Raw genomic sequence first — 16669 nt, forward strand, 5'->3', positions numbered from 1 at the left:
AGTCGCAAATCACCGCCGGCGATGAGGCGTACGAGCCCCGGCGCGCCATGCACCTGCTGCTCATGAGGAACGACGGGCTTGCCGCGAAACAGAGCGACGTGGGGCGCAGTCGCATCACGTCGATCACTCGCGGGATCACATCGCATCGCGAAGGCAACAGGACCGCCGATCAGGCATTGCAACACATAAGCATTGCAGCAGGGCGGCGGCGGAAGGCGGCGCAGTGGGTCAGTATAGCGTCGTCGTGTGATCGCGGCATGCTCAGGGCTCAGGGGCTTAGACCGCGTCGCGATAGAAGAGCCGGTTGAGCAGCGCACGGACCATCGGCGCGAGTTCGCCCGCCGTGAGCCCCGCGGGGCCGTCGCCGCGTGCCGTGAGATGTTCCGCGGCAAGACCATGCAGATAGACACCGGCGAGCGCGGCTTCCCAGGCCGGCAGCCGCTGCGCGAGCAGCGCACCGATGATGCCCCCCAACACGTCGCCGGTCCCTCCCGTGGCGAGGCCGGCATTGCCCGTGGGATTCACCGCGAGTCGGCCGTCGGGCGCAGCAATCACCGTGCCGCTGCCTTTGAGCACCACAACCGATGCGAAGCGCGAGGCGAGCGCCCGTGCGGCAGCGAGCCGGTCGTGCTGCACGCTGCGCGCGTCGGTCCCGAGCAGGCGCGCTGCTTCCAGCGGATGCGGTGTGAGCACGCAGGGCGACGCAGGCGCCTTGCGTGTCGCCAGTTGGCCGGCCAGTGCTTCGTCGCGGGAAAGCAGGTTCAGCGCGTCGGCATCGAGCACTGCGGGCACGCCCGTTTGCAACGCGCGGGTCACCACGTCGCGCGCGTGGTCGCTGCCGCCCATGCCGCAGCCCACGGCGAGCGCGTCCATCGTGTCGAGCGGCAGATCGTCTGCGGCATGGAGCATGAGTTCGGGATGCGGCGCGTCGTAGGGCGGCCAGCCGCTACCGATGAACGCAACGTGAACCTTCCCCGCGCCCGCGTAGAGCGCGGCGCGTGCCGCGAGCACCGGTGCGCCGCACATGCCGGTGTCGCCGCCCACCACCGCGAGGCTGCCGAACGTGCCCTTGTGCGTGGCGAAGCCGCGTGCCGGCAGATGCGATGCGAAGAGGGCGGGCGCGTTGAGCAGCGCGGGCGTATTGAGAAGTGCGGGCGTCTGCATATCGACGCCGATGACGCCGATGGGCGCGACCGTGACCGCCCCCGCGCAATCACGCCCCGCGGTCATGAAGAGTCCCGGCTTCGCACCGATGAAGGTGAGCGTGTGCGTTGCGCGCACCGCCACGCCGCCGCCCACGATGTTGCCGGTATCGCTGTCGAGCCCGCTCGGCACGTCGAGCGCCAGCACGCGCCCGTGAGTGCGCGCATGCTCGCCCAGACGCCCGGCGAGGGCAGCGAACACGCCGTCGAGCGGCCGTCCGAGCCCAATGCCGAACATGCCGTCCACCAGCCAGCCGAAGTTTTCGAACGAAGCGGGCGGCTCCACCGAAATGGGCACGCCCGCGGCGCGGGCTTCGGCCAGCGCCCAGCGCGCATCCTCGGGCTTCACGTCGACCGGCATGCAGACCTCGACGGCGACGCCTGCGCGCAGGAGTTGCGTCGCCATCACGAGCGCATCGCCACCGTTGTTGCCGGGGCCGGCGACCAGCCAGACCGGGTGGGCCGCATCGACGGAACCGTCATGCGCGGCGTGCTCCCGCAGCCAGTGCGCCGCAGCGGCGCCGGCCCGCGCCATCAGCGTGTGGGCGGGCAGCGTGGCTTCGGCGTGCGCCTCGCAGGCGCGCAGGTCCGCTACCGTGAGCAGCGGCAGCGCGCGGTCCTGAGTGGAAACAAGCGCGGGGGAGGTAGGCGAGACGGGCGAAGAGACGGGCGAAGAGGCGTCGGTCATGGCGGCGGGTCGGAGAGGAGCCCCGCCACGGCGCGTCGGCTAGTCTTGCAGCCGCTCGGGCCGCAGCGCGGCGAGCGTGTCGGGCGGCACGGCAGGCGTTGCGCCCGACACGAGGTCTGCAACCACTTTAGCAGAGCCGAGCGCCACGCCCCAACCGGCCGGGCCATGTCCGGCGTTGACGAACAGTCGCGGGTGGAGCGCATTGCCGACAGCGGGCAGGCCGTCCGACGCGAGCAGCTTGAGCCCTTCCCACGGCAGCGCAGCGGAAATCTTCGCCGCCCCGGGCACCCAGTCGCGCGACGCTTCGCCGAGCAGCGCGAGCGCGTCTTCGGTGAGCGCTTCGGGCAACGGCTTGTCGGCAAGTCCGGCCGCCTGCAGCACCGCGCCCCCGGCAATGCGCAGGCGTTGGCTGAGCGGCGCGATCACGATGCGCTTCACGCTGTCGATCACGGTCATGTGCGGCGCGCATTCTTCGTGCGCGATGGGCGCGGTGAGCGTGTGCAGCCGCAGCGGATAGAGCGGCAGGCGCAGCCCGAGGCGAGCGGCGAGCGGCAGGCTGCCCGCGCCCGCGGCGAGCACCACGGCGTCACCCGAAATCACGTCGACTTCACGCGATCGTGCCGGTTCGCCTTCGCGCGGCGCCAGCTCGACTGCGGCGCGCGTGTTATCGAGGCGGATCGCGGTGACTTCGCGGCCGGTCTGGAATTGCACGCCGCCTTCGGTGTCGAGCACCTGTTTGAGCAGTTTGACGAAGAGCGGGCAGTTCGCGGTGCGTTCGGACTCGAACAGCACGCCGCCCGCAAAGGCGGGCTCGGACGGCACGGCGCGCTCGTGTTCGGCGCATTCGGCAGGCGTGAGCACGTGATGCGGCACCTCGAAGCGGCGCAGCAGGTCGAGTGCAGGCTGCGTGAGTTCCCAGTCGGTGCTGCCGCGCACGAGGTGCAGCACGCCGGTGCTCTGCTCGAATTCGAGTCCGAAGCGACTTTCGATATCGGTAAGCGCGTCGCGCGCGGATTCCACGAGCGGGCGCAGCCGCTCGTACTGCGCGGCGAACGCATTCGCGTCCTGCAGCGCGGCGAGCCGGCGTACGAAGGCGCGCGCGGGCCCGTTGAAGCCGGTCTTGCTGATGACGCCGCTTGCCACGCCGCGGCGGCCTGACATGAAGGTCGGTCCGAACCAGACGTCGAGCGGCGTGGGCAGCACGATGCCGCTGTGTCCCCACGTGGCGCCCTGCGCGACCGTGGCGTGGCGTTCGACGACGCACACGCGGTGACCCGCGGCGCGTAACTGGTAGGCGGTGGCGACGCCGACAATCCCGCCGCCGATGACGATGACATTCATGATGATTCGATCTGCCGGCCGGAGCACCGCCGTGCGCTGTGCTTGCCGCGCGGTGCTGGCTCTGTAGGGACATGCCCTTTGGGAGCATGTGGCGCGCACAGCGCGCGCCGGTCCGATGAAACCGGCAATGATAGCAGTCAAACGGTGCAAAGAGCCGCACGCATGCGGCAGCGAGCGCGGCCGGGGACGAGCCCGGGGCGAGGCCGCACAGGAACCCGAAAACGCCCGGCACAGCCCCGTCGCGCCAAGCCGGGCGGCCCCCACGAGGGGCGGAAAGAGGCGCTTCCGGGTTATAATCGCGGTCTCCCTTTCGCCTCACGTCGCCCTCTCGCGCGACGCATCAGTCCACCGACGCAAGGTCTAGTCCAGTCCATGGCTCACTTCTCGTGTTTCCCCGGCGCGTCCGCGCTTTCCGATTTCCGTCAAACCCGCCTGCTCGAAACGCTCGGCCGGATCGACGCCAACATCGTCGGCGTGCGCGGCCAGTTCCTGCATTTCGTCAACGCGACGAGCCCGCTCGGCGAGGAAGACCGCGCGAAGATCGAGGCGCTCATGCACTACGGCGCGCCGTTCGACGCGGACGAGGCGCGTGGCGCCGAGGAAAGCTTCCTCGTGCTGCCCCGTTTCGGCACCGTGTCGCCGTGGGCCAGCAAGGCGACGGACATCGCCCACCATTGCGGTCTGCATCAGGTGCGCCGCATCGAACGCGGCATCGAATACACGGTGGTGCTGAAGACCGGCCTCTTCGGCGGCAAGAAAGGGCTCACGGACGAGGCGCGCGCCGCGGTGGCCGCCGCGCTGCATGACCGCATGACCGAGAGCGTGGTGGCCTCGCGTGACGACGCCCGCCATCTGTTCGACGAACTGCCCGCGAAGCCGCTCGCGACCGTCGACGTGATTGCCCACGGGCGCGCCGCGCTCGTGACCGCGAACGGCGAGCTGGGGCTCGCGCTGGCGGAAGACGAGATCGATTACCTCGTGGAGGCGTTCACGAAGCTCGGACGCAATCCCACGGACGTCGAACTCATGATGTTCGCGCAGGCCAACAGCGAACACTGCCGCCACAAGATCTTCAACGCGCAATGGACTATCGACGGCGAGCCGCAGGACGTGTCGCTGTTCCAGATGATCCGCAACACCGAAAAGCTCAATCCGCAGGGCACGATCGTCGCGTACTCGGACAATTCCGCGATCATGGAGGGCGCCACCGCCGAGCGCTGGTTCCCGCGCAAGGCAACGGACGGTCCGAACGAGAAGTACGGCCGCCACACCGAACTCGTGCACACGCTGATGAAGGTGGAGACGCACAACCACCCCACGGCGATTTCGCCGTTCCCGGGTGCCGCCACAGGCGCCGGCGGCGAGATCCGCGACGAAGGCGCGACCGGGCGCGGCGCGCGCCCCAAGGCGGGTCTCACAGGCTTCACGGTGTCCAACCTCGAGTTGCCCGATGCCCGCGAGGCCTGGGAAAACGCCCGCGACGTGGCCCAGCCGCTCGCGCACCGCGATCCGTCGGCAGAGGGCACGTACGGCGCATATGGCCGCCCGGACCGCATCGCGTCGCCGCTGCAGATCATGATCGACGGCCCGCTCGGCGGCGCCGCGTTCAACAACGAATTCGGCCGGCCGAACCTGGGCGGCTACTTCCGCGTCTACGAGCAGAACGTGGCCGGCACCGTGCGCGGCTATCACAAGCCCATCATGATCGCGGGCGGCATCGGCAACATTTCGTCCGGGCATACGCACAAGCACGATTTGCCGGAAGGCTCGCTGCTGATCCAGATCGGCGGACCGGGCATGCGCATCGGCATGGGCGGCGGCGCGGCCAGCTCGATGGCCACCGGCACCAACACGGCAGAACTGGACTTCGACTCGGTCCAGCGCGGCAATCCTGAAATCGAACGGCGCGCGCAGGAAGTCATCAACGCGTGCTGGCAGCTGGGCGACGGCAATCCGATCCTGAGCATTCACGACGTGGGCGCCGGTGGTCTCTCGAACGCGTTCCCGGAACTGGTCGACGGCGCGGGCAAGGGTGCCTGCTTCGAGTTGCGCAAGGTCGCGCTCGAAGAGAGCGGCCTCTCGCCGCGCGAAATCTGGTCAAACGAGGCGCAGGAGCGCTATGTGCTCGCCATCGCGCCGACCGACCTCGCCCTGTTCGAAGCGATCTGCGCGCGCGAGCGCTGCCCGTTCTCCGTGGTCGGCGTGGCGACCGCTGAGCGTCAGTTGAAGCTGATCGATGCCGAGCATGCCGCCGCGGGTGAACCGCAGCCCGTCGACATGCCCATGGACATCCTGCTCGGCAAGCTGCCGCGCATGCATCGCGACGTGAAGCGCGAGGCGAAGACGCTGACGCCCGTGGACGTGACGGGCGTCGCCTTCGACGAAGTGGCTACGAGCGTGCTGCGCCACCCGACGGTGGGCAGCAAGTCGTTCCTCATTACGATTGGCGACCGCACGGTGGGCGGCACCAGCGTGCGCGACCAGATGGTCGGCCCGTGGCAGGTGCCGGTGGCCGACTGCGCGATCACGACGATGGACTACGCCGGCTTTCACGGCGAAGCCATGACGATGGCCGAGCGCACGCCGCTCGCCGTCATCGACGCGCCCGCATCGGGCCGCATGGCCGTGGGCGAGGCTATTACGAACATCGCGTCGGCGCCCATCGCGTCGCTCGACAAGCTCAAGCTCTCCGCGAACTGGATGGCCGCGTGCGGCTCGCCCGGCGAGGACGCGGCGCTCTTCGAAACCGTGAAGGCGATCGGCATGGAGCTGTGCCCGGCACTCGGCATCGGCATTCCCGTGGGCAAAGACTCGCTTTCCATGCGCACGAAGTGGGGCGAGAACGGGGTCGCGAAGGAAGTCGTGGCGCCGGTCTCGCTCATCATCTCGGCCTTCGCGCCCGTGGAAGACGTGCGCCGCCACCTCACGCCGCAACTGCGCACCCACGACGAAGCCGGCGAGGCGCTGGACTCGGTGCTGATCGCCATCGACCTCGGCCGCAGCAAGCATCGCATGGGCGGCAGCATCTTCGCGCAGGTCACGCAGCAGATCGGCGACGCGGTGCCTGACGTCGACGACGCCGAAGACCTCAAGCGCTTCTTCAACGCTATTCAGTCGCTCAACGCGAAGGACCAGTTGCTCGCCTATCACGACCGCTCGGACGGCGGCCTCTGGGCCACGGTCTGCGAAATGGCGTTCGCGGGGCACGTGGGCGTGTCGCTGAACGTGGACATGCTGACGCTGGACGCGGACCACGAGTTCGACTACGGCGACGCCAAAGACTGGGCGAAGCAGACGAGCGGCCGTCGCGAAGACCGCACGCTGCGCGCGCTGTTCTCCGAGGAACTGGGCGCCGTAATCCAGGTGCGCGCAGCGGAGCGCGACGCGGTGCTGGGCGCGCTGCGCGAGCATGGTCTTTCGACGTGCTCGCATGTGATCGGCAAGCCGAACACACACGACACCATCGAGATCTATCGCGACGCGAAGAAGGTCTACAGCGCGCCGCGCACCGAACTGCAACGTGCGTGGAGCGAAGTAAGCTGGCGCATCTCGCGCCTGCGCGACAACCCCGCGTGCGCCGACGCCGAATACGACGCGCTGCTCGACGCGAACGACCCCGGCATCACGCCACGCCTCACGTTCGACCCGGCCGAAGACGTGGCTGCGCCGTTCATCGGCAAGGGCGCGCGGCCGCGGGTGGCGATCCTGCGCGAGCAGGGCGTGAACTCGCATCTCGAAACGGCCTATGCCTTCGACCGTGCCGGCTTTGACGCGCACGACGTCCACATGAGCGACCTGCTGGAAGGCCGCGCGACGCTCGCCGACTTCACGGGCGCCGTGGCTTGCGGCGGCTTCTCGTACGGCGACGTGCTGGGCGCAGGCGAGGGCTGGGCGAAGACGATCCGCTTCAATGCCCAACTGGCCGACATGTTCGCCGCGTTCTTCGCGCGCGAGGACACGTTCGCGCTCGGCATCTGTAACGGCTGCCAGATGCTGTCGAGCCTCGCCTCGATGATTCCGGGCGCCGAGGCCTGGCCCAAGTTCACGCGCAACAAGTCGGAGAAGTTCGAAGCGCGCTTCTCGTTCGTCGAAGTTCAGGCGTCGCCGTCGCTCCTCTTCGCGGGCATGGAAGGTTCGCGCATTCCGGTGGCGGTCGCGCACGGCGAAGGTTTCGCCGACTTCTCGCAGCAGGGTGACGCGTCGCGCGTGGCCGTGGCCATGCGCTTCGTCGACCATCAAGGCACGGCGACCGAGCGCTATCCGTTCAATCCGAACGGCTCGCCGAACGGCATCACGTCGGTCACCACGCCGGACGGCCGCTTCACGGTGCTGATGCCGCACATGGAGCGCGTGCATCGCACGGTGCAGATGAGCTGGCACCCCGAGGGCTGGGGCGAAGCGAGCCCGTGGATGCGCGTGTTCCAGAACGCGCGTCGCTGGCTCGGTTGACGGGTCTTTCGGGCGGCACGCCGCCATAAACGACAATGCCGCCCGAGGGCGGCATTGTTTTTGGAAGCGCGCCGCTGTGCAACAGCAACGGCGCCGTTCCGTTCGGCGTTACTGGATCTTCGCCTGCTTGCGCAGGTTTTCCTCGAACGCCTGAAGCTTTTCCTGCTGCATCTGCTGGACGATCTGCGTCTTCACCTGTTCGAGCGGCGGCGGGGTGATGTCGCGAATGCCGTCCACGCGGATGATGTGCCAGCCGAACTGCGTGTGCACCGGCGTATCCGTCATCTGGCCTTGCTGGAGCTTCTGCGCCGCTGCGGCGAACTCGGGCACGTAGGCGCGCGGATCCGACCAGTCGAGGTCGCCGCCGTTCTTGCCCGATCCCGGGTCCTTCGAGTACTGCTTCGCGAGGTCTTCGAAGCTCGCGCCGGCCTTGATCTTTGCGATCAGGTCTTTGGCCTGCTGCTCGTTGTCCACGAGGATGTGGTGCAGGTGATATTCCTTGCCGCCCGCCTCATGAACCAGCTTGTCGTAGCGTGCCTTGATATCCGCGTCCGTGGGCGCGTTGTTCTTCATGAAGTCTTCGATCAGCGCGCGCAGCACGACGGTCTGCTGGGCAACGGCGATCTGCGCCTTGATGTCAGGCCGCGTGGGCAGCCCGCGGCGCGCCGCTTCCTGCATGAGGATTTCGCGATTGACCAGCTCTTCGCGCACCGCCGTCTGAAGTTGCGGCGTGTCCTGCTGGCCTTGATGCACAAGCTGTGCGATCAGCGCGTCGGCGCGCGACTTCGGAATCGGCGTGCCGTTCACGACGGCGATGTTCTGTGCAAACGCGGGCGCGGCCGCGAACGCAGCCAGCATCACCCAGAGACGGGTCTTCTTCAAGGTCATCGGAAAAGTCCTAACGGAGCAAAGAAATGTGGGCTTGCTAGCGGGGCAGCGAGCCGGCTTCTTCGGGCGTGTACGCCGTGATGGCGAGCGCGTGAATGCCGCGCTGCAGCGCATCGGCCAGCGCATCATACACCATGCGATGCCGCGCCACGCGTGGCTTGCCGGCGAATGCGGCGGCCACGATCGTCACGCTGTAATGGCCGCCGGCAGAGGCGCCGGCGTGGCCCGCATGCTGCGCGCTGTCGTCGCGAACGTTGATGGAAACCACGGGCGCAAGCGCTGTGCAAAGGCGGCTGCGGATGAGCGCGAGGCGCTCGTCGGGGCTGGCGTGCAGGAAGGTGTCGCTCACGTCTTACTCCTCTTCCTTCATGTACTTCGCGAGCCACAGGCTCTGCCCGACGATGAACACCACCAGCAGGCCGGTTGCGCCGAAGAGCTTGAAGTTGACCCAGGTGTCGGTCGTGAAGTTATAGGCAACGAACAGGTTGACGAAGCCGAGCAGCACGAAGAACACGGCCCACACGATGTTGAGCTGGCCCCACACGCGGTGCGGCAGCGTGATCTGCTTGCCCATCATCGCTTCGATCAGATTTTTGCCGAATGCGAACTGCGAGAACACGAGCACGACGGAAAACGCCCAGTACAGCACCGTGGGTTTCCACTTGATGAACGTGTCGTTGTGAAACACGAGCGTTGCGCCGCCGAACACGGTGACGACGCCGAGACTGATCCACAGCATCGTGTCGACCTTGCGATGCCGGAACGCGACCCATGCGATCTGCACGAGCGTCGCGGCAATCGCGACGGCCGTGGCCGGGAAGATGCCCCACACCTTGAACGCGATGAAGAACAGGATGATGGGGAACAGATCGAACAGGAATTTCATCGTGGGTTGAGGTTCCGGAGAATGGGAGGTGCGGGCGCAGCCGGGGCGGGTACGGCGCGCGAAACATCTTGCGTCGTGCCGCGTTGCCGCCCGGCGCGAGGCGGCGTGGAATCGCGGGGCCGGGCAATACGCTCAGTCGTTGCCGGAATCGGGGGCGTACCGGCGATGATCAGCCAAGACTGGCAAAACCCGGCGCCACCAGCAAAACCCGCCGCTATTTCGGCTCGAATTGTAGCGCAGCCGAATTGATGCAGTACCGCAGGCCGGAGGGTACGGGACCGTCTTCGAAGACGTGGCCCAGATGGGCGCCGCAATGCTTGCAGCGCACTTCGATGCGAAGCATGCCGTGCGAGCGGTCGGTGCGTTCTTCGATGACCTCGCCGTTGATCGGGCGGAAATAGCTCGGCCAGCCGCAACCCGCGTCGAACTTCGTGTCCGATTCGAACAGCGGCGTGCCGCAACAGACGCAGTCGTAGACGCCGCGGTCCCAGTGGTCCCAGTAGCGGCCCGTGAACGGGCGCTCGGTCGCGGCGTGGCGCGTCACCTGGTACTCGGTTTCGGAAAGCTTCGAGCGCCAGTCAGCGTCGTCCTGGTGTCCGGGGTAGGCGTCGGAGTTGTGATCGTCCTCGGTCATGGTGTGTCCTGTGGGTTGTTTCTGTGGGTCTCTCCCGTGGGTCTTTCCCATGGGTCTTTCCCGCTAAAGGGCGAAGAACGGTGGCATCGCGAATCGTGCGATCACGACGAGCAGCTCACTTCGAGCGAGCCGGCCCAGTCGGGCGGCAGCGCCGCATAGCGCTCGTATTCGGGCTGTTCGTCGAATGGGTGTTGCAGCACGGCGGCGAGGCGTTCCACCTCGCTGAAGTCTTTTTCCTTCGCGCGGCGAATCGCCGTTTCCGCAAGGTGATTGCGCAACACGAACTTCGGATTCACGCGATTCATGGCCGCGGCACGCGACGCGTCGTCGCGCGCTTCCGCTGCGAGCCGCGTGCGATAGTCGGCGGCCCAGGCGTCGAAGGCGGCGCGGTCGAGGAACAGGTCGCGCACCGGCGCGTCGGCGCTCACGTCGTCTTTTCTGTGCTTGGATACACGGGCGAGATGGCGGAACGTCAGCGTGAAGTCGGCGCGGTTGGCGTGCATGATTTCGAGCAACCGGTTGGCGAGTGCGTCGTCGCCGTCGCGCGCGGTCTCGAGACCGAGCTTGTCGCGCAGCCGCTGTTCGAGTGACGGCGCGAAGCGTTCCTTGAAGCCTTCCAGCACGCGCTGCGCGTCTTCCACGGCACGCTCGCCGCGCTTCGCTTCTTCATGGCGCTCACCGATGACGGGCAGCAGCGCCTGCGCGAGGCAGAACAGGTTCCAGTAAGCGATCTGCGGCTGCATGCGGTACGCGTAGCGGCCCTGCGAGTCCGAGTGATTGCAGATGTGACCGGCGTCGAAGCCGTCCATGAAACCGAACGGACCATAGTCGATGGTGAGGCCGAGAATCGACATGTTGTCGGTGTTCATCACGCCGTGGCAAAAACCCACCGCTTGCCACTGCGCGACGAGTCCGGCCGTGGACTGCACTGCCTCGGCAAGCAGCGCGAGGTATGGGTCGTCGGCTTCGCGGCAGTGCGGATAGAAGCGGTCGATGACGTGATCGGCGAGTGTGCGCAACGCGTCGACGCGGTCGTTCGCGTAGAAGTGTTCGAAGTGGCCGAAGCGCACAAAGCTGGGCGACACGCGCGTGACCACTGCCGCCGTTTCGATCTCCTCGCGTCGCACCGGCTGGTCCGAGCCCGTTACGCAAAGCGCGCGCGTGGTCGGAATGCCCAGGTGGTCCATGGCCTCGGAGCACAGGAACTCGCGAATCGACGAGCGCAGCACGGCGCGTCCGTCGCCCATGCGCGAATAAGGCGTGCGGCCGCTGCCTTTCAGTTGCAGCTCATAGCGCCGGCCGGCGTGCTCGACTTCGCCGAGCCCGATCGCGCGTCCGTCGCCCAGTTGCCCGGCCCACACGCCGAACTGGTGTCCCGAATACACGGACGCGTAAGGCATCGCATGATCGGACCAGTCGCGGGTGGTGTTGCCGCTGAACCAGGCGGCGAAGCCGGGGTCTTTTACGACAGCAGGATCGAATCCGAGCAGCCGCGCCGTCTCTGCCGAAAAGCCCACGACGTAAGGCTCCGGCAGCGGCGCGGCGGGCAATCGCGTCATGAAGGTCGGCCCGAGCCCCGCGAACGCGCCTTCGCGCGACGTCGTGATGGACGACGTGACGCGCGAGAGCTCGGACGTGGATGCGCCCCGTTCGACAGTGCCCGCCGTGGCGGAAGAATCATCGGAATGGGCGGTCGCAGCCGCGTCGCTACGGCCGGCGGCTTGTGAAGTGCCTGGTGAAAACGACATGTTGAGCGCCTCTGGATTAACCGATATTGTAAGTCCGCGTCCGCGGGCCTGCAGGCGGCCTGGCCGGCCCGGTCAAGGCCTCACGGCTGGGCCGTAGCGAGGCTTCAGTGGCGAGGGCTTCACACTGCCGCCGCGGCTACCGCGGTTCTGTCCGCCGCGGCGCCTCGCGCAATGTCGAGCGGCCTGCCATCGCAGCGCCGTGACAGACACGGTAAAGACAAAACGAGCACAGAACGAGGTGAGGAGACCCGTGCCAATGACAACGCCGCTCCTGGGACAGATGATGGACGTGCCGCTCAACGTGTCGTCGTTGATCGCGCACGCCGCACGCTATCACGGCACCACCGAGATTGTGTCGCGCCGCATCGAAGGCGACATTCACCGCTACACCTATCGCGATTGCGAACGGCGCTCGAAGCAGCTTGCCCAGGCGCTCATGAGGCTCGGCATCACAGCGGGCGAGCGCATCGGCACGCTGGCCTGGAACGGCTACCGGCATCTCGAGGCCTACTTCGGGGTGACCGGTTTCGGCGCGGTGTGTCACACCATCAATCCACGCCTTTTTCCCGAGCAGATCGCGTTCATCGTCAACGATGCCGACGACCGCTACGTGCTGTTCGACACCACCTTCGCGCCGCTCGTTGCGCAACTCGCGCCGCAGTGCCCGAACGTGCGCGCCTGGGTCGCGCTGACCGACGAGGCGCACCTTGCTGCCTGCGCGTCCATCGCGGCGCCCGTGCTCTGCTACGAAACGCTGCTCGCAGCCGAAGACGGCGCGTTCGACTGGCCCGTGCTCGACGAACAGAGCGCATCGAACCTCTGCTACACGTCAGGCACCACGGGGCATCCGAAGGGGGCGCTGTATTCGCACCGGTCGTCTGTGCTGCATGCGTTCGGGGCGTCGCTGCCCGACGCCATGGGGCTGTCGTCGCGCGATTCCGTGCTGCCCGTCGTGCCGATGTTCCATGTGAACGCATGGGGCATTCCGCATGCCGCGCCGCTTTCGGGCGCCAAGCTTGTGCTACCGGGCAAGGACCTCGACGGCAAGTCGCTGTTCGAGCTCATGGAGGCCGAACGCGTCACGTTTTCAGCGGGCGTGCCGACCGTCTGGATGGGCCTGCTCAACCACGTGCGGCAACACGGCACGCGGTTTCACTCGCTCGAACGAACGGTGATCGGCGGCTCGGCCTGTCCGCCTGCGATGCTGCGCGCCTTCGAGGACGACTACGGCGTGCGCGTGATCCACGCCTGGGGCATGACGGAGATGTCGCCGCTCGGCACGCTGGCGAGCCTCAACTGGGAGCAGTCCCAGCGGCCGCGCGAGGCGCAGCACGCGCTGCTGCAAAAGCAGGGCCGAACGATGTTCGGCGTGGACATGAAAATCGTCGGACCGGACGGCGCGGAGCTGCCCTGGGACGGCGTGGCGTTCGGCGACCTGCACGTGCGCGGGCCATGGGTGATCGACCGCTACTTCCGCCACGACGAATCGCCGCTCGTGAACGGCTGGTTCCCGACCGGCGACGTCGCCACGATCGACGCCGACGGCTTTCTCAACATCACCGACCGCAGCAAGGACGTCATCAAGTCGGGCGGCGAGTGGATCAGCTCCATCGACATCGAGAACATTGCCGTGGCGCATCCCGCCGTGGCCGAGGCCGCGTGCATCGCCTGCGCGCATCCGCGCTGGACGGAGCGGCCGCTGCTCGTGGTCGTGAAGCGTGCGGGCAAGACGGTGACGCGCGAAGACCTGCTCGCCTTCTACGAAGGCAAGGTCGCGAAGTGGTGGATTCCGGACGACGTGGTGTTCGTCGACGAACTGCCGCACACCGCAACGGGCAAGCTGCAGAAGCTCAAGCTGCGCGACATGTTCCGTCACCACGTGCTGCCGACTGCGCTGGCTGGGGAATGCGGTGGCCTGGGTGGAGACTGAGCCACCACTCGCGCAGTTAAATTGAACGACCGTTCTTTTTTGTGTATGCTCCAGCTGACCCGGGTTTGTCGGACAATGCAGCCGACAGCGCCCAACGCGCACCGGCAAGCATGGAGACAGACACATGGCAGTCGACTACACGACCCGGGACGGCGTCGCCGTCCTTACCCTCAATAACCCGCCCGTCAACGGATTGGGCCACGCCACGCGGGCCGGCATCGTGGCAGGGCTCGACCGCGCGAATGCCGACCCGGACATCGTCGCGATCGTGCTCACGGGCGCCGGCAAGGCCTTTTCGGGCGGCGCCGACATCACCGAATTCAACACGCCCAAGGCCACTCAGGAGCCGATGCTCGGCACCGTCATCAAGGCGGTCGAAGCGAGCGCCAAGCCGGTCGTAGCCGCCATTCACAGCGTCGCGATGGGCGGCGGACTGGAGCTTGCGCTGGGTGCGCATTACCGCATCGCGGCCCCCGGCGCGCAGATCGCGCTGCCGGAGGTCAAGCTGGGCCTGCTGCCTGGCGCGGGCGGCACGCAGCGTCTGCCGCGTGCGGTGGGCCTCGAAACCGCGCTCAACATGATCGTGTCCGGCACGCCGGTGATGTCGGAAAAACTCGCCGGCACGGGGCTCTTCGATGAAATCGCGCAAGGCGACCTGCTCGACGCGGCGCTCGCGTTTGCGCGCAAGGTGGCGCACAAGGGCGGCACGCATCCGCTGTTGCGCAAGCGCGAGATCGAGCATGCGAACGCCGCGGGCTTCATCCAGTTCGCGCGCAACAGCGTGGCCGCTGTGGCAAAGCACTATCCGGCGCCGCACAAGTGCATCGACGCAGTCGAGGCTGGCGTGAAGAACGGCTTCGACAAGGGCCTCGTCATCGAGCGTGAATGCTTCATGGCGCTCGTGCAAACGCCGGAAAGCCGCGCGCTGCGCCACGCGTTCTTCGGCGAACGGGCAGCAAGCAAGATTGCCGACGTACCCGCCGGCACGCCGGTGCGCAAGATCGAAAAGGTCGCGGTGATCGGCGCGGGCACGATGGGCGGCGGCATCGCGATGAACTTCGCCAACGCCGGGTTGCCGGTTACGCTGCTCGAAACGAAGCAGGAAGCGCTTGACCGTGGCCTCGCCACGATCCGCAAGAACTACGAAGCGAGCGTGAAGAAGGGCAAGCTCAACGCCGATTCGCTCGAAAAACGCATGGCGCTGATTCGCGCGACGCTCGCGTGGGACGACCTGAAGGACGCGGATCTCGTCATCGAAGCCGTATTCGAAGAGTTGGGCGTGAAAGAGCAGGTGTTCCGTCAGCTTGACGAAGTGGCGAAGCCGGGCGCGATTCTCGCCTCGAATACCTCGACGCTGGACCTGAACCGCATCGCGTCGTTCACGAAGCGGCCGCAGGACGTGGTGGGCATGCATTTCTTCAGCCCCGCCAACGTGATGAAGCTGCTCGAAGTGGTGCGCGGCCGCGAGACCGCCAGGGACGTGCTTGCCACCGTGATGCAGGTCGCGAAGACCATCCGGAAGACCGCAGTGGTCTCCGGCGTGTGCGACGGCTTCATTGGCAACCGCATGATCGAGCAGTACCTGCGCCAGGCGCTCTTCATGCTGGAAGAAGGGGCGCTGCCTGCGCAGATCGATCGGGCCATCGAAAAATTCGGCTTCGCCATGGGCCCGTTCCGCATGAGCGATCTCGCCGGCAACGACATCGGCTGGGCCATCCGCAAGCGCCGCTATCGCGAACAGCCTGAAATGCACTACTCGAAGATCGCCGACCGCCTTTGCGAAGCCGGCCGCTTCGGCCAGAAAACGGGTGGCGGCTGGTACGACTACCAACCGGGCGACCGTACGGCGCAACCGTCCGTCGTGGTGGACGAGATGATCGTCGCGTACTCGAAGGAAATCGGCGTGGCGCGCCGCAAGATCGCCGACGACGAGATCGTGGAGCGGCTCGTGTTCGCGCTCGTCAACGAGGGCGCGAAGATTCTGGAAGAGGGCATCGCATCGAAGGCATCGGACATCGACATGGTCTATCTGACCGGCTACGGTTTTCCGCTGTGGCGCGGCGGCCCGATGCTGTACGCCGACACGGTGGGCCTTTACAACGTGGAGCGGGCCATTCGCCGCTACGCCGCGCAACCCAACGGCGACGCCTGGCAGATCGCGCCGCGCATCGTCGAACTGGCGGCGCAGGGGCGTGGTTTTAATTGACTCATTGACCTTTAGCCGCAGCGAACACCAGCGGAGTGACGAGATGAAAGGCGTACACGAAGTCCTGCTCGTCGTGGACGTGCAGAACGATTTCATGCCCGGCGGCGCGCTCGCCGTGCCGCACGGCGACGAGATCGTGCCGCTCGTGAACCGGCTTGCGCGCGGCTTCAGTCACGTGATGCTCACACAGGACTGGCACCCGGCCTCGCACGTTTCGTTTGCGGCGAACCATGCGGGCCGTGCGCCGTTCGAAACCATCGCGCTGCCGTACGGCGACCAGGTGCTGTGGCCCGTGCACTGCGTGCAGGCCACGTCCGGTGCGCAGTTCCATAGCGAGCTCGACGTGCCGCATGCGCGCGGCGTGATCCGCAAAGGGCACCACGCGAACGTGGACAGCTACTCGGCGTTTCTCGAAGCCGACCGCAAGACGCCCACGGGTCTTGCAGGCTATCTGCGCGAGACGGGCGTCACGCGCGTGTGGTGCTGCGGACTCGCCACGGACTACTGCGTCGCGTGGTCCGCGCTCGATGCGCGCGCGGCCGGGTTCGAAGTAGCCGTGATCGAAGACGCCTCGCGCGCCATCGACCTCAACGATTCGCTCGCCGCCGCCTGGCAGCAGTTGCAGGCCGCGGGCGTGAGCCGCGTGCAGAGCGCCGAGGTGCTGCGCTGAAGGCAGAGCCGCTAAAAGCGCCCCAAA

11 protein-coding genes are annotated in these 16669 nt (G+C 67.1%); 4 read left to right on the forward strand and 7 right to left on the reverse strand.

Going from position 1 to position 16669, the window contains the following annotated elements; translation table 11 throughout:
• Positions 1-276: 276 nt before the first annotated feature.
• Positions 277-1890 carry an NAD(P)H-hydrate dehydratase gene (locus tag PXJ20_RS16950; protein WP_421029297.1) on the reverse strand — a complete coding sequence of 538 codons (1614 nt, stop codon included), beginning with the start codon at positions 1888-1890 and terminating at the stop codon, positions 277-279.
• 39 nt (positions 1891-1929) lie between these two features.
• The gene (locus PXJ20_RS16955; RefSeq protein WP_413211870.1) at positions 1930-3231 is read right to left on the reverse strand and encodes an FAD-dependent oxidoreductase; all 1302 of its coding nucleotides are present in this window, start codon (positions 3229-3231) and stop codon (positions 1930-1932) included.
• Between the two features lie 372 nt (positions 3232-3603).
• Between PXJ20_RS16955 and purL the strand changes: the two genes are divergently transcribed.
• Positions 3604-7680, forward strand: coding sequence for a phosphoribosylformylglycinamidine synthase (gene purL / locus PXJ20_RS16960; RefSeq protein WP_421029296.1), 4077 nt, complete (start codon positions 3604-3606; stop codon positions 7678-7680).
• A 108-nt stretch (positions 7681-7788) separates the two neighbouring features.
• On the opposite strand, the gene PXJ20_RS16965 is transcribed toward purL, so the two are convergent.
• The 5 genes from PXJ20_RS16965 to PXJ20_RS16985 form a co-directional block, all read right to left on the reverse strand.
• Entirely contained in the window at positions 7789-8568 is a 780-nt protein-coding gene (locus PXJ20_RS16965) for a peptidylprolyl isomerase (protein WP_017773879.1), read from the reverse strand.
• A 37-nt stretch (positions 8569-8605) separates the two neighbouring features.
• Positions 8606-8917: a BolA family protein gene (locus PXJ20_RS16970; protein ID WP_421029295.1), complete on the reverse strand. Its 312-nt coding sequence runs from the start codon at positions 8915-8917 to the stop codon at positions 8606-8608.
• A gap of 3 nt (positions 8918-8920) precedes the next feature.
• Entirely contained in the window at positions 8921-9454 is a 534-nt protein-coding gene (locus tag PXJ20_RS16975) for a septation protein A (protein ID WP_126877313.1), read from the reverse strand.
• A gap of 214 nt (positions 9455-9668) precedes the next feature.
• Complete coding sequence (gene msrB / locus PXJ20_RS16980; RefSeq protein WP_413211868.1) at positions 9669-10088, reverse strand: peptide-methionine (R)-S-oxide reductase MsrB; 420 nt, start codon at positions 10086-10088, stop codon at positions 9669-9671.
• Positions 10089-10189: 101 nt separating this feature from the next.
• Positions 10190-11836, reverse strand: coding sequence for a protein adenylyltransferase SelO (locus tag PXJ20_RS16985; RefSeq protein WP_421029294.1), 1647 nt, complete (start codon positions 11834-11836; stop codon positions 10190-10192).
• 256 nt (positions 11837-12092) lie between these two features.
• Here PXJ20_RS16985 and PXJ20_RS16990 point away from each other — a divergent pair, with 256 nt between their 5' ends.
• From PXJ20_RS16990 to pncA, 3 genes are all read left to right on the forward strand, one after another.
• Positions 12093-13766, forward strand: coding sequence for a 3-(methylthio)propionyl-CoA ligase (locus tag PXJ20_RS16990; protein ID WP_421029293.1), 1674 nt, complete (start codon positions 12093-12095; stop codon positions 13764-13766).
• Between the two features lie 124 nt (positions 13767-13890).
• A complete protein-coding gene (locus PXJ20_RS16995) occupies positions 13891-15972 on the forward strand; it encodes a 3-hydroxyacyl-CoA dehydrogenase NAD-binding domain-containing protein (protein WP_421029292.1) in 2082 nt (693 codons plus the stop codon).
• Positions 15973-16015: 43 nt separating this feature from the next.
• A complete protein-coding gene (gene pncA, locus PXJ20_RS17000) occupies positions 16016-16642 on the forward strand; it encodes a bifunctional nicotinamidase/pyrazinamidase (protein ID WP_421029291.1) in 627 nt (208 codons plus the stop codon).
• The last annotated feature ends 27 nt before the right edge of the window (positions 16643-16669 follow it).

Source organism: Paraburkholderia sp. A1RI_3L, from assembly GCF_048957895.1.
GTDB classification, from domain to species: Bacteria; Pseudomonadota; Gammaproteobacteria; order Burkholderiales; family Burkholderiaceae; genus Paraburkholderia; species Paraburkholderia kururiensis.